Raw genomic sequence first — 21,764 nt, 5'->3', positions numbered from 1 at the left:
GGCGGTTCATTCAGTATCAAGCTGTCTGACACCCCGCTATCGCGAGCAAGCTCGCTCCCACAGGATGTCCTCTGATTCACCAAGGAACCGATTTCATGTCCTGGATGCCTCCTACCCATGAGCTGTTGTCGCCGATCACCGGTGACGACGGCTCGCAGATCGAGCAGCTCCCACTCAAACCACTGTTCTACGCCGCGCAGAAAGAAGCCCTGGCCCGCGCTGGTGATGATGAAGACGACCAGTTCTTCGAGCTGGCCAAACTGGCCACCGGCCTGTCGATCAAGGAACTCGATCAGCTCAAGCGCCCGGACTACGTCAGCGTTGCGCAATACGTGCACGAAATGTCCACGCGTCCGGCGTCGTACTTTCTGGATGACCCACAGGCCGATCCCGACCAGGTGCAACTGCTGCAACCGCTCGACGTCGCGGGCCGCAGCCTGACCGCGCTGACCCTGGAAATGCCGGTGCTGCGTGCGACCAAGGCGATGAAAAAACTGAAGACGGCCAAGGAGCGCGCCGAGTTCATCACGGCCCATTGCACCGGCCTGATGATTCCCGATCTGGACCTGCTGACCGTGCCCGACTGGACACAACTTCAGGTGCGCATCGACGATTTTTTAAACAAACCGGCGGACTTCTTTCGGAGCGCGACATCGAAGTGATCCTCGATGTGGTGCCGCTCATTTACTCGGTAAGTGAGGCGGAAATCCTGGAATGGGACGCCGGCAAGGCCTTGCGCCGCTACGACATCGCGATCACTCGCCTTGGCGTGAAACAGGAGTAGAGCGGGATGGCGGACGATAGATATTCGCTCAAATACGCAGCCTTCAATGACAGTGGGTTGGCGTTCGGCAATACCAGCCTCACCAGTGGCGTGTCGGCACAAGGCGCGTTTGCCAGGGATCAACTGGCGAGCCTCGATCTGGCGCTGGAAACACTCGGGCTCAAGCTCGGCCTGCTGACCACGGCGATCGAGTCGCTGACCGTGAAGCTTTCGGCGCAACGATTGTTTTCTCAAACGATGGGCGCTGGCGCCAAGGGCGAGTCGGCCAATGAGTCAAAGGGTAAGTCGGGTGGCGGCATCGAACCACCGGTGCTGCTCAAACCCGCGATAGCGATGGATTCGGCCGTGGCCGATCTGAAGCAGGCCGGCCAACTCACGCCTCGCCAGATTGCAGAGATGGCAGAACCAACCCAGCGTATCGCCAGTGCGCCATTGGTGGCGGCCGGCGGGACCACGGCGGTTGAGTTAGTGAGGATGGAAAGTCTGGCGGCCAGGGCGGGAATCGGCAGCGACCTGCCCAATGCCTCGGACCGGCAATTGGCACTGTTGCGCTTCGCCAGTGATGCGGGCGTCACAGCATCGACGTTCAAAATGCCGGCCATGGAAGCCGCTGAAATGGTGCTCGGCTGGCGCACTTCCATGAAGCTCAGCGCAGAGAAAGCATTTGATCTGGCGGATGCAACCAACCACCTGAGCAAGATTCCCGGTGGTGCGAAAGCGAGTGAGATCGGCACAGTGCTGCAGCGTGACGGTGCGGCCGCGACCTCGGCGGGCCTGCAGCCTGCCCAAGCTGCGGCACTGACGGCGGCACTTCTCAATACCGGCGCGCAACAAGCTGAAGCGGGTGTGGCGCTCGACCACTTCACGACCGCTTTAGGCAAGGGCGATCAGGCCTCCGCGACCGAGCAAGCGGCCTGGAAGCAACTGGGGCTTGATCCCAAAGAGGTAGCGAGCGGCTTGCGTGACAAGAATGCCGCGCCGGGGACAGTGATGTCGGTCCTGGCGGCCTTGAACGCACAGCCGGCCGAAAAACGCTCGACCCTGGCCTCTTCGCTGTTTGGCACTGGGGATGCGGCGGTACTGCGCATGTCGCAGAAACTCGACGATGTGAACGCGGCGTTCTGGCAGGTGAAAGACCCAGGCCAATACGCTACATCGCAACTGGGTAACAACGGTTCGGTGCGGCAGGACGCGTTGGCCCTGTCGAACACCCGGCAGGGCCAGCTGAACGTCCTCAACGCCCGCAGCGAGCGTTTGTCGCTGGCCACGGGAAATGCCCTGATGCCCTCGGCGGATACTTCGTTCCAGTGGCTGGGATCGCTGGCCGACGGCATGAGTGAGTTGGCGGAGTCCTCACCTAAAGCCGCCGCAGCTATCGTATTGATTGGCGCAGCGATCAAACCGCTGGTGGGCGCGTTGCTCAAGGCTGTAGGGGATGAGATGTCCAATCAGGTGGCCAAGCGGGTGTTAGGTAGGGCTGCTCCGCACCTTCCCGGCCGATTGGGTGAGGTGATCTCCGAAGATTTCAGAAATCCTCGTGTGAACAAGCTGGATACACGCAGTGCCAACCAGCGTCCCGAATCCACGAACAGGCCGAAAATACGTGTCAGTACACGAGGCTCACAGGGGGCCGCAAGGCGTTTTTCACTCGGGCCAACGGCCTCGTTACGCTCGATGACTCGCAGGGCGCCCGGCCCATTGAAAGTAGTCGGCGCCGTCGCTGATGTGGCCGAGGGTGTCCTTACCGGCGACAAACGAATGATGGGCGCAGGCTTGGGCGCCGCAGGTGGCGGCTGGGCAGGCGCTGCTGCGGGGTCTGCGGCCGGTGCCGCTTTGGGGAGTGTTGTTCCGGTGCTCGGCACTGCCATTGGTGGGCTGATTGGCGGACTGCTGGGCGGCTGGCTGGGGAGCGATGCCGGCGCGTCCCTGGGTGAGAAGCTCGTCGCCCCCGCCGACAGACTCGCCGCTCCAGAACAGGTCAGCAAGGACCTGGCCAGCACCCAGACAACCACGCACCAGAACACCATGACCGCAAACATCTACATCAACGGCCAGGACCAGGCCAGCGCGACTCAGTTGGCCAACCTGGTCGTGCAGCAGCTCTCGGGCCAATTCGGCTTGACGACCATGCCCGACTCACTCGCCATGCGCAGTGACGCGGCCCTGACCGACGGAGGTACGTGATGCGTCAGCAAATGGCACTTGGCAGTTTCATTTTCGGTCTGTCGAGAAACTTTGCGTACCACAGCCTGGTACGCACCTCGGACGGTGGCTGGAAGAGCATCGACATCCTCACCAGCAAACCCAAGTCCAGCCAGGTCGGCCAAGGCCTGCAAGGGCTGACGATCACCGGCAAGTCGATGTACGCGACCGCCATGGATCGCCTCGATGAGTTGCGCGCTTTGCAGGCGCAGCGCGTGCCCGTGCCGTTGGTTGACGGCATCGGTCGCAACTGGGGCTTGTGGCAGATCAACAAGGTGACGGAAACCCAGACCGAGATCATTGATGACGGTACGGCGATGGTGGTCGGCTGGGTGGTTGAATTGACGGAGTTCGCCAATGCGTAGGGTTCGAAGTATCGCCGGTGATTCGGTGAGTCTGTTGCTGTACCGCGAGCTTGGGCGTTGTGACGATATCGTCGAGGAGGCGCTCTGGCTGCTCAATCCGGAGCTGGCCGAATGGGGCCCGGTATTGCCTGCGGGTGTCTGGGTGGTCCTGCCGGAAGTGGATCTCAAACCTGTTGCACCCACACCGGTTTCGGCCTGGGATTAAGGAGGCAACATGTCACTGGGTTTCACGCCTGCGGTGGAAATTTATGGTGCGAACGCCGCACTGCTCAACGAACGCCTGCTCAAGTGGGAGCATGTCGACGCGGCGGGTATCGAGTCCGATCAGCTGACGCTCACCATTAGCCTGGATGGGCTCGAAGGGTTGCCCAGCCTGGGCGGGAAGATCGGTCTGCGGGTCGGTTACCTGGAGTCGGGGCTGGTGGATAAAGGCGAGTTCGTCATCACCCGGCGCACACCGTTCCTGTTTCCGCTGCAACTCGTGCTGGTGGCCATGGCGGCGCCATTCAGTGCGACGGACCAGACCGGGTTCAAGCAGCGCCGATCCGTCAGTCATGGCCCGACCACACTGGGGGCGCTGTTTCGTCAGTTGACCTCCAGGCACGGGTTTTCCCCCCGTATGGCGCCGGACCTGTCGCTGATCAAAATCGAGCACATCGACCAGACCAACGAAACCGACATGGGTTTCCTCACGCGCCTGGCCCATCGTTATGACGCCGTCGCCAAGCCGATCAACGAGTTGTATGTGCTGGCTCGGCGCGGTCAGGCGAAGTCGTTGTCAGGCAAGGTCCTGCCCGAGATGAAACTGTCGGTGACGACGAATAATCGCCCGGGCGACCACGCCTTCATTTCGGCCAAGTTTGATGAAACCGCCCGGGCCAAGTACCAGGGTTGCAAGACCCGGTGGTGGGATGCGGCGGCCGGCGAGCTGCAGGTCGAGGAGAGCGGCATCGCGCCGTTCAAGACCCTGCGCCAGCGCTTCCAGAGCGCAGACGATGCCCGTGCCGCTGGAGAAGGCGAGGTACGCCGGATGGAGCGCGAAGCACTCAAGGTGACCATCGAGTGCCCTGGCAACCCGGGGCTGTCCGCCGAGGGCATCGTATTGCTGGATCCCACCTGGCCGGATTTCATGCGCGGTCGCTGGTCGATCGACAAGGTCACCGCCAGTGGCGACCGGGAAAAAAGCTACCGCTGCTTGATTCATGCAACCTGCCTGGATGCCAAGGCCTGACCCCACCACCTTCTGTGGGCGTTGCACATATCCAGCGCCCAACTGGGTCCCTCTGTGGGAGCGAGCTTGCTCGCGAAGATGCCAGTACATCCAACATCAATGTTGCCTGACCTACCGCTTTCGCGAGCAAGCCCGATCCCACAGGGATGACTCGCACCTTCAGATACTGGAGTCCCCCCATGAAGATCACGCCGATCCTCACGCAGTTGCGTGAGCAATGTCCGACGCTCGCCCATCGCGTGGCCGCAGGCTTTGACCTCGTCACGCTGCAAGCCGAGACCCCGCTGCAGACCCCCTGCGCCTATGTCCTGCCCACCGCCGACACTGCCAGCAAGAACGCGGCTCAGAACGTCACGCTGCAAGCGGTGCGTGATCGCTTCGATGCCGTGCTGGTGCTCGACGCCACTGATGCGACAAAAGCGCTGGACCTGTTGCACGACCTGCGGGCCGAACTGTGGCGCGCGCTGGTGGGGTTCAAGCCGGGCGCCGAGTACACCGGCATCGAGTACGACGGCAGCGAACTGGTTTCCATCAATAGCAGCCGTGTGTTGTACCGGCTGCACTTTTTCGCCGAGTTCCAGCTGGGCCGCAATCTGGCGAGCCAGCCTGCCGAAAGCTGGCACGAGCGTGAACTGGACGGCTTGTCGTCCTTTACCGGGGTCACCGTGCGGGTCGATGCCATCGATCCGGCGGACCCCAACCTGAAACGTCCCGGCCCCGACGGGCGCGTGGAACTGACTTTCTCTGGAGACGTAACCCCATGAGCAAACGCATCACCGTGCTGCCGGCCCCGGGCCGTGCCGTGCCGGACCCGGAAGCGGGCGATCTGTTGCCCCTCGAAGGCCGTGAAGTGCCAGACAACGCCTGGTGGCGTCGACGTCTGGCCGATGGCGATATCACTACCAAAGCCGTGAAAGCGGCAAAACCACAGGGAGCCAAATAATGGCGATCGGATTCAGCAATATTCCCGCGGACATTCGTGTGCCGCTGTTCTACGCCGAAATGGACAACTCGGCCGCCAATAGCGCGTCATCGGCCATGCGCCGGTTGATCGTCGCCCAGGTCAACGACAACGTCGCCCCGGCGGAAGTCGGCAAACTGGTGCTGGTGTCCAGCGTCGCGCTGGCCAAGAACATTGGCGGGCAGGGCTCGATGCTCGCCTCGATGTACGAGACCTGGCGCAAGACCGACCCGCTCGGTGAAGTCTGGTGCCTGCCGCTGCACAACGTCGAAGGCGCCATCGCCCAGGGCGTGCTGACCTTCACCGGCGCCGCGACTGAAAGCGGTGTGCTCAACCTGTACGTTGGCGGTGTACGCGTCCAGGCCGCCATCGTCAACGGCGCCACTGCAGCCCAGGCCGCCTCTGCGCTGGCCTTGAAAATCAACGCGGCCGCCGACTTGCCGGTGACTGCTGCGGCCGCCGAAGGTGTCGTGACCCTGCGCGCCAAATGGACCGGTGACAGCGGCAACGACATCAGCCTGCAATTCAATCGCCTGGGCAAGAGCAATGGCGAAAACACCCCGGCGGGGCTGACCACCGCCATTACTGCGATGACGGGCGGCGCCGGTGTGCCGGACCAGACCGCTGCCGTTGCGGCCCTGGGTGACGAACCGTTCGAGTTCATCGCCATGCCCTGGTCCGATGTGGCGAGCCTCAACACCTGGCAAGCGGTCATGGACGACAACACCGGTCGCTGGTCCTGGGCCAAGCAGTTGTTCGGCCATGTCTACAGCGCCAAGCGCGGCACTATTGGCACCCTGGTTGCCGCCGGTCAGGCACGCAACGACCAGCACATGACCATCCAGGCCCTGGAACTGGGCGTACCGCAACCGTTCTGGGTCCAGGCCGCTGCGTTGGCTGCGCGCACGGCGGTGTTCATCTCCGCCGACGCCAGCCGTCCGACCCAGAGCGGCAGCCTGCCAGGCTTGGACCCGGCACCGGCCAGTGAACGTTTCACCCTGACCGAGCGCCAGTCGCTGCTCAATTACGGCATCGCGACCGCGTACTACGAAGGTGGCTACGTGCGAATCCAGCGTTCCATCACCACGTATCAGAAGAATGCCTTCGGCCAAGCTGACAACTCCTACCTGGACAGCGAAACCATGCACCAGTCGGCGTTCATCGTCCGTCGCCTGCAAAGCGTGATCACCAGCAAGTACGGTCGCCACAAACTGGCCGCCGACGGCACCCGTTTCGGCGCCGGCCAGCCCATCGTGACCCCGAGCACGATTCGCGGCGAGCTGATCGCTCAATACGCCAAGCTCGAACTGGAAGGCCATGTGGAAAACGCCGAGCTGTTCGCCGAGCACCTGGTGGTCGAGCGTGACAGCCAGGACCCGAGCCGGGTCAATGTGCTGTTCCCGCCGGACTACATCAACGGCCTGCGGGTGTTCGCGCTGCTCAACCAATTCCGCCTGCAATACGACGACGCCGCCTGAAGGTCGCGTCAATCGCATGAATTCAGCCCACTTCGCGTGGGCTTTTTATTGAAGGGAGAAACACCATGGGTCAACTGATTGCGGGCACCTGCTACGTCAAAGTGGACGGCGCTCAACTGACCATCAACGGTGGCTGCGAAGCGCCACTGATGTTCACCAAACGCGAAACCGTCGTACCGGGTTTCTACAAGGAAACCGACATCGCCCCGTCCTTCAAGGTGACGGCGCTGCACACCGCGGACTTCCCGCTCAAGCAACTGGTTGCGGGCACCGACATGACCGTCACCTGCGAATTCAACAACGGCAAGGTCTACGTGCTGGCCGGCGCCTACCTGGTGGAAGAGCCTGTGTCCAAGGGTGACGACGCCACCATCGAGCTGAAATTCGAAGGCATCAAGGGGACTTGGCAATGAGCGATGTCGTGACGCTGCGCGTGGCCATCGAGGCCCACGGTGAGCCGGTGAGCGAACTGACTCTGCGCCGTCCGACGGTGCAGGAAGTCCGGGCGATCAAGGCGCTGCCGTACAAGATCGACAAGAGCGAGGAGGTGAGCCTGGACATGGACGTCGCGGCCAAATACATCGCGGTGTGCGCCGGTATCCCGCCGTCCTCCGTCAACCAGTTGGACCTGGCTGACCTCAACGCCCTGAGCTGGGCCGTCGCGAGTTTTTTCATGAGTGCGGCGTCGCAGCCATCGGCGACCTGATCGCCGCCGCCTATGACCTGGCCTGGTTCTGGAAGGTTGACCCCGAACAGATGATGGCCAGGCCACTGGATGTGCTCCGCGAATCCCTGGAGCACGCGCAACGGATCAATGCGATGCAGCAGGTGCAGTGATGGCAGACACACAAACGGTAGAGAAAAAAGCGGTGCTGCTCACGGGCATCGATGAGCTGTCACCCAAGCTCGCAGGCCTTCGTGCGAAGGTCGCGAGTTTCAAGCAGAACCTCGACGCCACGGGCCTGGGCAGCCTGGATATTTCCGGTCTGCTGCCCAGTGGCGGCCTGGCCCAACCGTTTATGGACGGGCTCAAGTCGGCGCTGGCCTTCAAGGACGAAGCGGGCTCAGCGAGCGCGGCGGCCAGTGCCGTCCAGGCGCCTGACGCGCCCCGTGTAGCGGCACAGAACCTGGATGGATTGAAGACTTCCATCAGCAACGTGTCGGTGCAGTTCGGCTCGGCCCTGGGGCCTGCGGTCAACGCGGTGGCGGTCAGTTTGCAGCCCATGGTCAGCGGTGTGGCCCAGGTACTGCAGGACAACCCGCAACTGGTACAGGGCCTGGCAAATGGCGTCGTAGCGTTCAACGCGATCCAGATGGCGGTCAGCGGCGCAAGCCAGGCGTTCGAGGTGGTGAACCTGGCCTTGAAGATGAATCCCATCGGCTTGATTGCAATGGGCGTCGCCTTGGCGGCAGGAATGATCATCGCCCACTGGACGCCGATTTCGGCGTTCTTCGCCGGGCTCTGGCAGCGGCTTGCGCCCATCGTGCTGCCGATGGTCGAGTTCTTCAAGACGATGTTCGCCTTCACCCCGATGAGGCTGGTGATCAGTAATTGGGGCCCGATCAGCAGCTTTTTTGGCGCGCTCTGGAATGTGATCGTGGCGGCGGCAACGCCGATCATCGGTTTCATGCAGACGCTGTTCGCCTGGTCACCCTTGGGTTTGATTGTTACCAATTGGACGCCCCTGACCGGGTTGTTCGCGGCGATCTGGGACCTGCTCAAGGCCTTGACCGTGCCGGTAATGGACGCTCTGAAAGGTCTGTTCGACTGGACGCCGCTGGGACTGATCATGGCCAACTGGGGCACGATCGGTGAAGTCTTCGCCGGGATCTGGGAGGGCATCCGCAATCAGGTGTCGATCATGCTGGCGGTATTCAGCGGCCTGTTCGATTGGTCACCCATTGAGGGCCTCACCCAGCAGTGGGGGCCGGTGGGCGAGTGGTTCAGCCAGTGGTGGAACGAGTTGCAGGAGGTGATCGCGCCGATCAAGGCGTTTTTCAACGGCGGCTTCGGCGAGATGATCACCTCGTTCACCGGCAAGGTCGAAGGCCTGACCGGGGCGCAGCGACAGACCAACGCCGAAGGCAAGGGAGAGCTGGCGCCGGCGTTTTTTGGCGGGGCCAGCGAGCAGCCTCCGGGCCTGTCCTCCAGTCTGGCGCCAGCGTCCGCCAACGGGCCAGCGAAAACCTCGCTGGCGCCGGGTGCGTTGCCACAAACCTCCAGTGCCCTGGTGCAACAAAGTGCTGCCAACAACCGCACGCAACTCGAAGGCGGCCTGACCGTGCGTTTCGAAAATGCCCCGGCCGGGTTGCGCGCCGATCCGCCCCAGACCAATCAACCGGCCCTGGCGGTGAGTTCGCGCATCGGCTATCGCTCACTTTCCACAGGAGGCTCCAATGAGCTGGCGTGATCGTTTGTTGCCGGCGTCGTTTCGTGGCGTCGGGTTCTGGGTCGATCAGGCGAAAACCCCGGTCGGCCACAAGGGCCAGTTGCATGAGTATCCACAGCGCGACCAGCCGTTTTTCGAAGGGCTCGGCCAGCAGGCGAAGATTCATGAGTTGACCGCGTTCATCGTCGGCCCCGATTGCCTGGAGCAGCGCGACAAGCTGCTCAAAGCTTTGGAGCAGGGCAGCGGCGAACTGGTGCATCCGTGGCTGGGGCGCATGCAGGTCAAGGTCGGCGAGTGCGACATGACCCAGACCCGCCAGGACGGTGGGCTGGTGACGTTCGCCCTGAAGTTCTACCCCGACCAGCCGCTGCAATTCCCTTCCGCCGCGATCAATAGCCAGAAACTGCTGCTGGTCTCGGCCGACAGCTTCCTCGGTTCGGCGGTGCGGCGCTTTGAAGATGCCATGACGTTGATCAAGGCCGCGCGGATCGGTATCGCGGATCTGCGCAACAGCCTCAAGGACATCTACGGCGTGATCGAGCAGGAGCTCAAGCCGTTGATCGAGACCTATCGGCAACTCAGCGATCTGGTCAAGGCGGTGAAAGAGCTGCCCAAGGACGTGGTGGCCGAGTTCAAGGGATTGCTGGGGGACATCCGCGAGCTGAAGGACTTTGCCCGTGACGGCTATCGCGGCGTGATTGCCAGCGTGTCGCAACAGGTGGAGGCCATTCGCAAGGCCGACGCGCCCAAACTCACCACAGGCAAGGACACCACGGCGGCGGCCCAGGCCGTGGCCGATCTGGTGCAGGACACGCTGCTGGTGCAGGCCGCGCAATGGATTGCGGCGATGCCGGTGGCGGCGCCTGTGGTCAAGTTGGGCGCCACGCCGTCGGTGGCGCAACAGGCCGTGCAACCGGTCCAGCGCCGGGACGTGCCGGTGGCCGACGATGTGCTGGCCCTGCGCGATGCCCTTAACGATGCGATCTGGCAGGCCTCCCTCAAGGCTGATCCGGAGCACTACCAGGCGATGAACAACCTGCGCCAGCAAATGGCCGCGCACTTGACGGCGGTGGCGTCGTCGGGTGTCAGGCTGATCAACCTGTCGTTCAAGCAAAGCCTGCCAGCGCTGGTGGTGGCGTATCAGCAATTTGCCGATGCCACCCGGGTGACTGAAGTGACCCAGCGTAACGGCGTAGCCCATCCTGGTTTCCTGCCGCCCAATGACCTGAAAGTCTCCGGGGAGTAAGCCATGAACGAGCTCGACAACGCTGTCTCGCTTACCGTCGGCGGGCTGGATTACGGCGGCTGGAAAAGTGTGGAAATCAGTGCGGACCTGGAGCGTCAGTTCCGCACCTTCAAACTCGACATCACCTGGCAATGGCCGGGGCAGACGCAAGCAGTGCCGATCCGTCCGGGCGATGAATGCCAGGTGCGCATTGGTGCCGACCTGGTCCTCAGTGGTTATGTGTTCAAGGCACCGGTCAGCTATGACGGTCGGCAGATCAGCCTGAGCATTGAAGGCGGTTCCAAGACCCAGGATCTGGTGGACTGCGCGGCGATCAACCGCCCGACTCAATGGCGTGGGCAAACGGTGTTGAGCATCGTCCAGGCCCTGGCGTCGCAATACGGCGTGGGGGTCATCAGTGAAATCCCTGAAACCGCGCGGTTGAGCGAACACAGCATCGTACCGGGGGAAACGGTCTTTCAATCCATCGACCGTTTGCTGACGTTGTTCCGGGTGTTCTCCACTGATGACGCGCAAGGGCGCGTGCTACTGGCCAAACCCGGCAGCGGCGGACGGGCCAGTGATGTGCTGGAGTTGGGCAAGAACATTCTCTCCGGTAACGCACCGATGGACTACAGCCAGGTGTTCTCTGAATACCGGGTCATCGGCCAGCACAAGGGCAATGACCAGCAGAGCGGGGCGGCGGTGAGTGAAGTCTCCGGCACCGCCACGGACCTGAGCTTCAAGCGCAAGCGGGTGACAGTGATCAGCGAGAGCGCGCAGTTGACCTTCGAACTGGCCCAGCAACGGGCCGACTGGGAAAGCGCCATCCGTACCGGCAAGGCCCTGACCACCACCTACCGCGTGCAGGGTTGGCGCCAGGCCAATGGCGACTTGTGGCGGCATAACACCTTGGTGCGAGTGATCGACCCGGTGCTGGGGTTCGACGGTGACATGCTGATTTCCAAAGTGACGTACTCGCTGTCGGCACAAGGCTCCGTCACCACCCTGCAAGTCGCTCCGCCGCATACCTTCGACGCCAACCCGGTACCGCCCAAAACCTGAGCCCGGCACCGATGCCTGTCCACCACAGATCCCCTGTGGGAGCGAGCTTGCTCTCGAAAGCGGTGGGTCAGCTTGCATCGATGTTGGATGTGCTGCCGCCATCGCGAGCAGGCTCGCTTGTATGTTTAGACTTGAAGGGGTGGGCGGGACTAAAAGCTCGATTCCGACTCTAGCCAGTACGGACCGTGGGAGACTTCTCGTCCCGCCCTTTCTACCCAAAGCGCCAATAAGGAATTCATCGGTAAACCGACGATAGAGACAAGCCAGCGCAAAGGTAGACCCCGACAAGCACCTAAACCCTAGCTCCGAGGATTCGTCATGACAATCCTTACCTCGCAGACGGTTGTTGGTATCGATATAGCCAAGGCCGAAATTGTTGTTTATCGCTCTGATCTGCAAGCCATCGACACTATCAAGAATGATCGAACAGCCCTCAAGCGCTGGCTAAAAACGTTGCCCACCCAAAGCGCTCTTGCCGTTGAAGCCACCAATATCTATCACCTGGATACCGTCGAGCTGGCTCACGCGATGGGTCATCAGGTCTATGTCGTGGATGCTTACCGGGTGAGCAACTATCGTCGCGGCATCGGCCAAAGAGCTAAGAACGATCCTTGTGATGCCCGTCTGCTGGCGCGGTATTTGACCAATGAACAGCACGAACTGCGGCTCTGGAACCCGCCACCGAAGGCTTACACGACATTAAAAAGCCTGCTTCATCGGCGCGCGACGCTGGTCAAGAATCACGCCGGTCTTATGTTGAGCTGGGCCGACGAACCCTTGTTAAAAAAAGCGCTGATTGCTCAGCAAAAAGCGTTCAAAGAGGCGATTCAGGCCATCCAGAAGTTGCTACAAAAAGTTAGCAAAGAGTCGGGAATTGAGGCGAATATCGACCGCTGCAAAGCCATCGAAGGCGTTGGTGAACTGGTCGCAACTGGGTTGGCGACGAGTTTTATGCGAGGTGATTTTGCGGACAGTGATGCATTTATCGCGTTTTTAGGGATGGACCTGCGGGTCGATGATTCTGGAAAAAAGAATGGTCCCCGATACCTGAGCAAAAAGGGGGATCCAGAAATACGCCGATTAGCTCATATCGCTGCAATGACGGCATGTCGCTCGCCTAGATGGAAACCGTTTTATGAGTCGTACCTGGTCAGAGGCTTCTCAAAAACCCAGGCATTGGTGGTGCTTGCTCGCAAGCTCTGCCGGGTGGCATTTGCCTTGATGAAAAATCAGAGCGAATACCAGCCGAAGCCTATGTTGCAGGGTTGCCCTGCAACATAGAATCTCCCACAGTATTTCGAGACCGCCTCCAAGTTTCTGCCCACCCGCAAATCCCTTGTGGGAGCGGGCTTGCTCGCGAAAGCGGTGGGTCAGCTTGCATCGATGTTGGATGTGCTACCGCCATCGCGAGCAAGCTCGCTCCCACAGTATTTCGAGACCGTCTCCAAGTTTCTGCCCACCGCAAATCCCTTGTGGGAGCGAGCTTGCTCGCGATGGCGGCAGCGCAGCCAATAGAGGTGTTGATCCGAACACCGCGTTCAAGTCCCCGATTCTCAAGGAAACCTCAATGAGCCTACTGACCCGCCTCCTGGCGCGCGGCACTGTCGTGCTCGCCAATTCGGCCACCAAGTTGCAGTCGCTGCAAATGCGCCTCACCGCCGGCGAAGTGAACGACGACATGGAGCACTTCGAACCCTACGGCTTCACCAGCAACCCGTTGGCCGGTGCCGAGGGCATTGCCACGTTCCTGGGGGGTGACCGTTCCCATGCGGTGGTGCTGGTGGTCGCCGATCGCCGTTTTCGCCTCCAGGCCCTGGCCCCTGGTGAAGTGGCGCTCTACACCGACGAAGGCGACAAGCTCCACTTCAAGCGCGGTCGTGTCATCGACATCCAGACCGCAACCCTGAACATCCGCGCCAGCAGCGCGGTGAACATCGACAGCCCGGTCATCAACCACACCGGCAAGATCGTTTCCCAGGGCGACCAGATCGCCGGCGGCATCAGCCAGATCAAACACGTGCATGTCGGTGTACAGGCCGGCAACGGTCAGACCGGCGCGCCGGCGGGAGGTCAATGATGTTCATCAGCCAGAACCTGCACGCCGCACTGACCCGCTCGGTGCTGATCAGCCTGTTCACCTGGCGCCGCGCCGCTGACGACGATGCCGTCGATGATGAAGAACGTTTCGGCTGGTGGGGCGACACCTTTCCGACCGTTGCCGACGACCGTATCGGCTCGCGGCTGTGGTTGTTGCGCCGGGTCAAGCTGACCCGCCAGACCCAACTCGACGCCGAATTTTATGCCCGCGAAGCCCTGCAATGGTTGATCGACGACGGCCATTGCAGCGCCATCGACATCATCAGCGAACGCCTCGACGCCCAGCGCCTGAACCTGCGCACGGTCCTGACCCTGGCTGACGGCGAGCGCCTGGACATCAACCCCGATAACAGTTGGCAGGTGACCTATGCCGTTTGAAACCCCTTCGCTGCCGGTGCTGATCAAGCGCGCCCAAAGCGACCTGGCCAGCGATTCGCTGCGCCAGTCCGATGCCCAAGTGCTGGCCCGCACCCTCGGTGGCGCCGCCTATGGCCTGTATGGCTACCTGGACTGGATCGCCGAGCAGATCCTGCCGGACAAGGCCGATGAATCCACCCTTGAACGCATCGCCGCCCTGCGCCTGAACCAGGCGCGCAAAGCGGCCCAGGTGGCCAGCGGCAGTGTCAGTTTCAGCGCTACCGCCGGCGCGGTACTGGATGTCGACACGCTGTTGCAATCCACCGATGGCCGCACATTCAAAGTGACCACTGCTCGCACTACCAGCAATGGCCTGAACAGCACCACCATCGCCGCGCTGGACGCTGGCAGCCTGGGCAACGCCGACGCCGGCCTGGTGCTGACGCCAGTCCAACCGATCCTCGGCATTGGCAGCAGCTTCACCGTGCTGGCGCCGGGGCTGACCGGCGGTGTTGCTCGGGAAAGCCTCGAATCGCTGCGGGCCCGGGTGATCCGCTCCTACCGCATCATCCCCCACGGCGGCTCGGCCCAGGACTATGAAACCTGGGCCCTGGAGTGCCCCGGCATTACCCGCGCCTGGTGTCGCGGCAGCTACCTGGGACCCGGCACTGTCGGCTTGTTCGTCATGCGTGACGACGATTTGCAGCCGATTCCCAATGCCGAGCAATTGGAAGAGGTGCGGGCCTATATCGAGCCCTTGCGCCCGGTGACCGCCGAGTTGCACGTGCTGGCGCCAACGCAGGTGCCGGTGAGCTACAGGCTGCGCATCACCCCGGACACCAGCGCCGTGCGCGCGGCCGTCGAGGCGCAACTGCGCGACCTGCACAACCGCGAAGCCGGCCTCGGCGAAACGCTGTTGCTAAGCCATATCACTGAAGCCATCAGCAGCGCTACCGGCGAAACCGACCACAAACTCTCCGCCCCCGTCGCCGATGTAGTCGCCGCCAGCAACCAGTTGCTGACGTTCGGAGGCTGCACATGGCTGGAATAAGAACCGCCGAACAGTACCAGGCCCAACTGCGCAGCCTGCTGCCCAGCGGCCCGGCGTGGGATCCGGAGCGCGTGCCGGAACTTGAGCAAGTGCTTGAAGGCATCGCCCAGGAGCTGGGCCGCCTCGACGCCCGTGCCGCCGACTTGCTCAACGAAATGGACCCGGCGGGAGTGAGTGAACTGGTGCCGGATTGGGAGCGGGTGATGAACCTGCCTGATCCGTGCCTGGGCGCCACACCGTTGTATGACGATCGTCGCTTGGCGGTGCGTCGGCGGTTGTTGGCGGTGGGCAGCCAGGCCATCGCTTATTACGTGGAAATCGCCAAGAGCCAGGGTTACCCCAACGCAACGATCACTGAACTGAAGGCCCCGCGCATGGGCCGCGCACGATTCGGCGAGGCTCACTTTGGCACTTGGCAGGCGCAATTCATGTGGACCCTCAACACCGGCGGTCGCCTGCTGTTGGGCCGACGTTTTGGCGCGAGCTATTGGGGAGAACGTTTTGGCGTCAACCCGGGCTCGGCTCTGGAGTGCCTGATCCACCGCAGTGCGCCGGCGCATACCAAGGTTCACATCAATTATGACTAGGGAGTAAACGGATGGATTATCCGAAGAGTGTGCCCAGCGCCGGGTTGGTGAATGGGAAGTTCGTGGATGAAAACCCATTGACCGGGACGCCGGGGTCGTTGATTCCGGCAGCTTGGGGAAATGGTGTAACGCAAGAGATTGTGAATGTCATCAAGGCGGGGGATCTGACCCCTGATGAAACCCAAAACGATCAACTGCTCGAGGCGATTCAGTCAGTTACCGCCAAGGGCTGGAACCAGGATATCGCGCTTCCGATCGCCGCTTTACCGCTGCCAACGATTGCAACGGCAGACGCCCGTCTGGCAGTAACGCCAACGGCACTATCAACCAGCGGCGGTCGCGTCTCGATTTCGGCGGGTGTGTACATCAGCATTGGACAAGAGGTGGTAAGTGGGCGGTTGGGTCGATCCCGTACTTACGTGACGACGGCCTGGAGCAGCGCCGATTTGTTGCCCAGCGCCAGCTATTTTCTTAGGGCGCAGGTCATAGGCGGCGCGCTGACGTTCTACATGCAGCGTGGAAGCCTGTATGACCTCTCGCCGGAATCGTTGAAGGGGACTGTCAACGGAGCGTCCGGCGGCGGGTTTGCATCCACGCCCCTGGACATGTGCCTGGCCTGGGTGATGACCGGGGCGCCGGGCTCCTTGCCGACGATTCGCACGATCTACAACCGTGCTCAATTGACCTGGACCCAAACTGTGAATGGCACGGGGGTGGTTTATCTGCCGCTGGATCCGCATGCACGTGCGGCGCGGCTTGTGGCGGGTAATCCAACACCCTCTCCGAGCGCCGTGACTTCGTTGGCGTTTGTTCAGGCCGGGTGGGTTGGGGGCAACTACAGCTATCTGTCACCCGCCTTACAAAGTATCGGCAACAATGCGGTGGGCTGGAGCGGCCCATACATGTGTGTGCTGTTCTCCAGTAACGTTGTCAACGACGTTACGGTTTCTACCGTCACAGCCAGCTTTGATCACTCTCAATCTCGCTCGCTTTGGCAGTGCTTTCAGGCCGAGCACACATTGGGCGCCACCAATGCCGATAGTGACGAACTGTTGCTGAGCATGGGAATCAAGGGGCACCAGGCATTGACCGATTACAGCGTGGGTATCGGCGTCAATTTTACCAACGCAATCAATGTTCACCTGTCCTGGGAGCTGATCCGATGAAAGTCATTCAAGAACTGCACCAGTACGAAGATGGACTTCGCCCGCCTGCACCTTCTTCTGCCCATACCTGGGAGGACGGCACCTGGGTGCTGACTGAAGAGAATGCTGCTGAGCTGTTGCGCCAGGAAGCCGAACGTTTGTGCGCCAAGGTCGATGCCGCTGCTGACAGCGCACGTCGCACGCTGGCCGGTGATCCACTGCGCGCCCTGGAATACCAACAAGCCGCCCTGGAGGCGCAGGCCTTCAAGGATCAAGGCTACCCGAAAAAAGCCGTTCCACTGGCCGTTTCGGCGTGGGTTGTCAAAGGGCGCACAGCCAGGCAAGCGGCGGATCAGATTCTTGCCAAGGCTGCCGAATTCGAAGCGAACCTGATGGCACTTCGCGAGCTGCGCCTCAAGGCCAAGACACAGATCCGCGCGCACATGGCCAAAGGCAAGGCGGATCTCGCGGCCCAAGTCGCTGATGACGTGCTTGCGGCTATCCGGGCGCTAACTCCTCAGGCTTGAGCTCCGCCTCACAGAGAGAAATAAAACATGGATTATCCAAAAAGTGTTCCCAGCGTCGGGTTGGTGAACGGCCGGTTCGTGGATGAAAACCCACTGGCGGGTACGCCTGGGTCGTTGATCCCTGCCGTATGGGGGAACAGTGTCACTCAAGAAATCCTGGGCGTGATCTCCTCGGCCGGTATGGCGCCGTCCGAGGCGGATAACGGCCAGTTGATCAAGGCACTGCAAACCATTCTCGGGCGTAGTAGTCCGATGCGCTCAGTCATCACGCGGCTCACGGCATCCAAGGTGTTGGCCGCCGATGAGTTGGGTCTGGTGTTGATCGATGCAAGTGCGGGTGCAAGCACTGTAACTCTACCCGCAACCAATGCGACGCTCGGTGTTCGCGATGTGATTGTGCGACGTGTGGATAACAGTGGTAACCGTCTGACGGTGCGCGCTTCCGGTAGCGACCGGATCCGATTTCATACCCATTTGGCGGCTAGCGGCTATCCATTCCTGGTGTTGATGGGCAGTGGCGATTGGTGGCATTTGCGCAGTGATGAAACCGGAGCTTGGTGGCCGATGAGCCGGTTTGATGCAACGGCGCTGGGACGGGTTTCTTTCGAGAGTACGCGCCAAGTCATTCCGGGTGGGTATGCAGTACTTAACGGAAACCTATTGGTGCGTAGCGATTGGCCGTGGTTGTGGGATCACGCGCAATTGTCCGGTGCGTTAGTGAGCGAAGCCAGCCGGCCGGGAAATGAAGGCACGTGGACAAGCGGTGATGGGGCGACAACGTTTCGGATGCCCGATATTCGCGGTGAGTTCTTGCGCGTGTTGGATGAGGCACGAGGGGTGGATATTGACCGTTCGGCGGGCAGCAGACAGATGTATGCCCTTGAAAGCCACAACCATTATTTGCCCACTAGCTCAGGTAGTGCCAATCGCCCTGGCCCTGCTATTGCTGATGCTTCTTGGGACGTCACCCGTGACGTCAATGCTGCGCCTGCAACAGGGATAGTCGGTACGACTTATCCCAATCCCCTGTTCTTTTCCAGTCCAGAGATAGTAGGCAATATCGGGAGTTTCAGCACTGAAACCCGTCCCAGAAATATCGCCTATCCCGCCCGAATCAAACTGATCTGAGGTGACTATGTTTATTTACCTGTTTGACGACACCGGTGTTTTATCAGGTCCGGTAGACCTTGTCGTAACCCCTGGGATGGGCATTCAAATCCCCAGTAATGGTATCCAACTTTCTTTCGAACTACCCCCGGCCCAAGAACATCACTCCTGGGTCATGGTGAACGGTGTTCCGAGAGAAATGGTGGACTGGCGCGGTTCGGTGTATCGCAAGGACAACGGCGCTCATTGGGAGTGGATCGAGTTTGGCGAGTTGCCGGATACCTGGACAGCCGAACCTTGGCCGGGTAGTTACTATGTGTGGCGAGAGAACATGTGGGTGTTTGACGAGGCGCTACAGCGGGCTGATCTCAAACTCGAAGCCTTGGCAAAACGCGATAAATTACTGCGTGCGGCCGTTCAAAGGATTGCTCCCTTCCAATACGCCGAAGACATCGGCGACGCCAGCGACCAGGAACAACTGGCGCTGATGGAGTGGAAACTCTATAGCGTTGAATTGAATCGTATCCAGCATCAGATCGGTTTTCCTACCGATATCAACTGGCCTGTCATGCCTGAGCCTGCCGCTTAAGCAACCCACGGCAAAACATCAGAATTCCCTTAATTTATCGTGCCACTGCGCATTAACGGTGAGGCTTTATATCGCCTTCATTTTGATCGCTGGTCAATCAGGAGCGAAAAATTGGATTATCCAAAAAGTGTGCCCAGCGCAGGTCTGTCGAACGGCAGGTTCGTGGATGAGGATCCCTTGGCGGGTACGCCGGGTTCCTTGATTCCCGCTAGTTGGGGCAATGGTGTGACACAGGAATTGCTCAATGTCATTCAAGCAGCGGGGATAGTGCCGTCTGAAGCCCTCTATAACCAATTGCTCACAGCCGTGCGTGGCAGCGGATTGTTTCTTACCGCACCGCTATTCGATAACAGCAGGGCCGTTGCAACGACTGAATACGTACTCCGCAGCGGGATGCAGTATGGCGGATTCGATGTTTACAACACCGGGGCGACATTGACCCTATCGGATGTTGGCGGAGTTGTCAGTTTCGCCAGTAATACACCGGTTACCGCGAGGCTGCCGGCTACAGCCGAAATCATACATGCCGCCACAGTAACAATTGTCAATGCTGGATCAGGCATCGTTACCGTTTCGACGGCATCCGCTGTTGATGTGCTATGCGCATCGAATGGTGCGCAGGGAACAATCACTATCGGTCTGGGCGAAACGGCGGAGTTCATCAAGCTCAATAACCAATGGCGTCTTATTGGCGGTACGGTGGCGTTGAAGTATTCGGCTATGTCCACTTCGTCATTGCAACCCAATGGTTGGAAGCGGACGCCTGATACAACGAGTCCGACGGGATATGTTATCGAGCAGTGGGGTGTTTCTTCCAGCGGGGCGGATGCCAATGGCGTTATCGTAACGTTTCCTATGTCTTTCCCTAACGCTGTTAGAAACATCGTAGTGACCGATGGAGGCCCCACCTGTGCGTCTTTTGGAGTCTCCACAGGCTCGCTGAGCCAGTTCAGACTTTATGGGCGGGACTACAATGGCGCCTATTCAAATTGGACTGGACTATGGCGAGCGATAGGTTATTGAAGGGGAGGTGAATATGTTGATTTATTACGCTCAATCCACGGGTGGGTTCTACAACTCTATCGATCACTCTGGCAGTCTTCCTGAAGACGCGATCAAGATCACCGATGAAGAATATCGAACCTTATTTGCCGCTCCCTTCCTGAACAAACGTATCGAGTCGGACGCCAAAGGTCGTCCGGTGCTCCTAGAACTGTCCGTTAATGAGCTCACGGTACGAATGACCAATGAGAAGAATTGGCGTGATGGATCGCTCACAGCAACCGACCGCCTCATAGCGAGGGATCGCGACGAAATGGACGACGGCGGCGGTACGACGCTGGATCAAACACAGTACACACAGCTCCAGGCTTATCGCCGGGCTCTGAGGGATTGGCCGCAGGATGAGCACTTTCCAGTCACTGAATATCGTCCGGTTGCGCCGTCCTGGCTGGCCGTACATCTTTGATCATGCACTTGCGATGACCTGAACATGGACCTTACGCAGCAGCAACTTATCAACATCATGCCCAACGCCCGCACCCAAGCGGGCGTTTTTATTTCCGCGCTGAACACCGCCATGTCCCACTATCGTATCGACACACCCAAACGCATGGCCGCGTTCCTGGCCCAGGTCGGTCATGAGTCGGGACAATTGCGTTGTGTACGCGAGCTGGGCGGCGAGCAATACCTTAGCAAGTACGATACCGGAACCCTGGCCGTTCGCCTGGGCAACTCGCCCCAGGCTGACGGCGACGGGCAGAAGTATCGCGGCCGAGGGCTGATCCAGATAACCGGCCATGACAATTACCTTCGCTGCAGTCAGGGGCTGTTCGGTGATGCACGTTTGCTGGCCTTGCCTGAGCTTCTTGAGCAGCCGCAATGGGCCAGCGAGTCCGCCGCTTGGTTCTGGGAGCAGAACGGCTTGAACGAACTGGCCGACCGCGATCAGTTCAACAGCATCACCCGGCGTATCAACGGCGGTTTGAACGGCTTGGAGGAGCGTCTGCAGCTCTGGGCCCGGGCGAAGGCGGTGTTATGCCAACCTTCGACCTGATGCCTTTTTCGTCTCGCGCCCTGGGCATTGTGGTGCTGCTCGCGCTGCTGGCCGGCGGTTCGGCGATGCTCGCGTGGCAGTTCCAGGACTGGCGTTACGGACAGCAGTTGGCCCGACTCGCACAGTCCCAGGCCGAGACGCTTAATCAAATGACCCAAGCGGCCGCGACGCAGCAAAAGGCCGAGCAAGACAAGCGCCTGGCCCTGGAGCAGCAGCTCGCCGCCAGCGAACAAACCCATTACAGAGCTTTGAACGATGCCCAACGTGACCAGGATCGTCTGCGCGATCGCCTTGCTACTGCCGATGTACGGCTGTCAGTCCTCCTCGACGCCGACGATGTTGCCGCCGGTTGTGCAGTGCCTGCCGCCTCCCGCGCCAGCGGCCTGGATCATGGCGCCCCACGCGCCCGACTTGACCCGGCGCATGCTCAACGAATTATCGCCATCACCGACGCCGGTGATCGCGGACTGATTGCCTTGCAGGCCTGTCAGGCCTATATCAGAGCGCTGGGTCGGTAATCCCTCGAGCCTTGCAAGCTTCCATTGCT

At 60.7% G+C, this 21,764-nt stretch carries 26 protein-coding genes; all 26 read left to right on the top strand.

The genetic code is table 11. The annotated features are described in order from the left end of the window. Positions 1–95 precede the first annotated feature (95 nt). The 26 genes from AB4O09_RS24790 (at position 96) to AB4O09_RS24665 (ending at position 21,735) form a co-directional block, all read left to right on the top strand. Positions 96–662, top strand: a complete 567-nt coding sequence (locus AB4O09_RS24790) for a phage tail assembly protein (RefSeq protein WP_039010719.1) — start codon at positions 96–98, stop codon at positions 660–662. Positions 663–790: 128 nt separating this feature from the next. Further along, positions 791–2,968 carry a phage tail tape measure protein gene (locus tag AB4O09_RS24785; protein ID WP_038857208.1) on the top strand — a complete coding sequence of 726 codons (2,178 nt, stop codon included), beginning with the start codon at positions 791–793 and terminating at the stop codon, positions 2,966–2,968. Beyond that, positions 2,968–3,351, top strand: coding sequence for a phage tail protein (locus AB4O09_RS24780; RefSeq protein WP_038857206.1), 384 nt, complete (start codon positions 2,968–2,970; stop codon positions 3,349–3,351). The genes AB4O09_RS24785 and AB4O09_RS24780 overlap by 1 nt, the downstream gene beginning before the upstream one ends. Beyond that, positions 3,344–3,556 carry a tail protein X gene (locus AB4O09_RS24775; RefSeq protein WP_038857204.1) on the top strand — a complete coding sequence of 71 codons (213 nt, stop codon included), beginning with the start codon at positions 3,344–3,346 and terminating at the stop codon, positions 3,554–3,556. Before AB4O09_RS24780 ends, AB4O09_RS24775 begins: the two co-directional genes overlap by 8 nt. Before the next feature lie 9 nt (positions 3,557–3,565). Further along, entirely contained in the window at positions 3,566–4,582 is a 1,017-nt protein-coding gene (locus AB4O09_RS24770) for a contractile injection system protein, VgrG/Pvc8 family (RefSeq protein ID WP_038857201.1), read from the top strand. A gap of 179 nt (positions 4,583–4,761) precedes the next feature. Beyond that, complete coding sequence (locus AB4O09_RS24765; RefSeq protein ID WP_038857199.1) at positions 4,762–5,346, top strand: phage tail terminator protein; 585 nt, start codon at positions 4,762–4,764, stop codon at positions 5,344–5,346. After that, entirely contained in the window at positions 5,343–5,525 is a 183-nt protein-coding gene (locus AB4O09_RS24760; RefSeq protein ID WP_003198311.1) for a DUF2635 domain-containing protein, read from the top strand. The genes AB4O09_RS24765 and AB4O09_RS24760 overlap by 4 nt, the downstream gene beginning before the upstream one ends. Next, positions 5,525–7,021, top strand: a complete 1,497-nt coding sequence (locus AB4O09_RS24755; RefSeq protein ID WP_038857195.1) for a phage tail sheath subtilisin-like domain-containing protein — start codon at positions 5,525–5,527, stop codon at positions 7,019–7,021. Before AB4O09_RS24760 ends, AB4O09_RS24755 begins: the two co-directional genes overlap by 1 nt. A gap of 65 nt (positions 7,022–7,086) precedes the next feature. Continuing rightward, on the top strand, positions 7,087–7,434 hold the full coding sequence (locus AB4O09_RS24750) for a phage tail tube protein (protein WP_003198314.1): 348 nt from the start codon (positions 7,087–7,089) through the stop codon (positions 7,432–7,434). Continuing rightward, positions 7,431–7,727: a phage tail assembly protein gene (locus AB4O09_RS24745; protein WP_003198316.1), complete on the top strand. Its 297-nt coding sequence runs from the start codon at positions 7,431–7,433 to the stop codon at positions 7,725–7,727. The genes AB4O09_RS24750 and AB4O09_RS24745 overlap by 4 nt, the downstream gene beginning before the upstream one ends. A 130-nt stretch (positions 7,728–7,857) precedes the next feature. Next, on the top strand, positions 7,858–9,432 hold the full coding sequence (locus AB4O09_RS24740; RefSeq protein WP_038857194.1) for a phage tail tape measure protein: 1,575 nt from the start codon (positions 7,858–7,860) through the stop codon (positions 9,430–9,432). Continuing rightward, positions 9,419–10,657, top strand: coding sequence for a DNA circularization protein (locus AB4O09_RS24735; RefSeq protein ID WP_038857192.1), 1,239 nt, complete (start codon positions 9,419–9,421; stop codon positions 10,655–10,657). The genes AB4O09_RS24740 and AB4O09_RS24735 overlap by 14 nt, the downstream gene beginning before the upstream one ends. A gap of 3 nt (positions 10,658–10,660) precedes the next feature. Beyond that, positions 10,661–11,701, top strand: a complete 1,041-nt coding sequence (locus tag AB4O09_RS24730) for a phage baseplate assembly protein (protein ID WP_028237199.1) — start codon at positions 10,661–10,663, stop codon at positions 11,699–11,701. Positions 11,702–12,019: 318 nt separating this feature from the next. Further along, a complete protein-coding gene (locus AB4O09_RS24725) occupies positions 12,020–12,982 on the top strand; it encodes an IS110 family transposase (protein ID WP_003199432.1) in 963 nt (320 codons plus the stop codon). Positions 12,983–13,268: 286 nt separating this feature from the next. Continuing rightward, a complete protein-coding gene (locus AB4O09_RS24720) occupies positions 13,269–13,778 on the top strand; it encodes a phage baseplate assembly protein V (RefSeq protein WP_028237198.1) in 510 nt (169 codons plus the stop codon). After that, positions 13,778–14,176 carry a phage GP46 family protein gene (locus tag AB4O09_RS24715; protein WP_028237197.1) on the top strand — a complete coding sequence of 133 codons (399 nt, stop codon included), beginning with the start codon at positions 13,778–13,780 and terminating at the stop codon, positions 14,174–14,176. Before AB4O09_RS24720 ends, AB4O09_RS24715 begins: the two co-directional genes overlap by 1 nt. After that, positions 14,166–15,206 (top strand): baseplate J/gp47 family protein, encoded by a 1,041-nt coding sequence (locus AB4O09_RS24710; protein WP_028237196.1) that lies wholly within the window; start codon positions 14,166–14,168, stop codon positions 15,204–15,206. The genes AB4O09_RS24715 and AB4O09_RS24710 overlap by 11 nt, the downstream gene beginning before the upstream one ends. Continuing rightward, on the top strand, positions 15,194–15,793 hold the full coding sequence (locus AB4O09_RS24705) for a YmfQ family protein (RefSeq protein ID WP_028237195.1): 600 nt from the start codon (positions 15,194–15,196) through the stop codon (positions 15,791–15,793). The genes AB4O09_RS24710 and AB4O09_RS24705 overlap by 13 nt, the downstream gene beginning before the upstream one ends. Positions 15,794–15,804: 11 nt before the next feature. After that, entirely contained in the window at positions 15,805–16,959 is a 1,155-nt protein-coding gene (locus AB4O09_RS24700; RefSeq protein WP_038858949.1) for a hypothetical protein, read from the top strand. Further along, a complete protein-coding gene (locus tag AB4O09_RS24695; RefSeq protein WP_038858950.1) occupies positions 16,956–17,465 on the top strand; it encodes a hypothetical protein in 510 nt (169 codons plus the stop codon). The genes AB4O09_RS24700 and AB4O09_RS24695 overlap by 4 nt, the downstream gene beginning before the upstream one ends. Before the next feature lie 27 nt (positions 17,466–17,492). After that, positions 17,493–18,593, top strand: coding sequence for a phage tail protein (locus tag AB4O09_RS24690; protein ID WP_038858951.1), 1,101 nt, complete (start codon positions 17,493–17,495; stop codon positions 18,591–18,593). Between the two features lie 7 nt (positions 18,594–18,600). Then, positions 18,601–19,161 (top strand): tail fiber assembly protein, encoded by a 561-nt coding sequence (locus AB4O09_RS24685; RefSeq protein ID WP_038858952.1) that lies wholly within the window; start codon positions 18,601–18,603, stop codon positions 19,159–19,161. Between the two features lie 111 nt (positions 19,162–19,272). Continuing rightward, entirely contained in the window at positions 19,273–20,184 is a 912-nt protein-coding gene (locus AB4O09_RS24680) for a gp53-like domain-containing protein (protein ID WP_460107575.1), read from the top strand. Between the two features lie 13 nt (positions 20,185–20,197). After that, a complete protein-coding gene (locus AB4O09_RS24675; protein ID WP_038858953.1) occupies positions 20,198–20,629 on the top strand; it encodes a phage tail assembly chaperone in 432 nt (143 codons plus the stop codon). 24 nt (positions 20,630–20,653) lie between these two features. Next, positions 20,654–21,217 (top strand): glycoside hydrolase family 19 protein, encoded by a 564-nt coding sequence (locus AB4O09_RS24670; RefSeq protein WP_460107572.1) that lies wholly within the window; start codon positions 20,654–20,656, stop codon positions 21,215–21,217. Continuing rightward, the gene (locus AB4O09_RS24665; RefSeq protein WP_013692402.1) at positions 21,199–21,735 is read left to right on the top strand and encodes a lysis system i-spanin subunit Rz; all 537 of its coding nucleotides are present in this window, start codon (positions 21,199–21,201) and stop codon (positions 21,733–21,735) included. Before AB4O09_RS24670 ends, AB4O09_RS24665 begins: the two co-directional genes overlap by 19 nt. Positions 21,736–21,764 lie beyond the last annotated feature (29 nt).

It is taken from the genome of Pseudomonas sp. H1_F01, from assembly GCF_054681425.1.
Note: the sequence above shows the minus strand (reverse complement) of the source record. Positions and strands in the feature narration are given on the sequence as shown.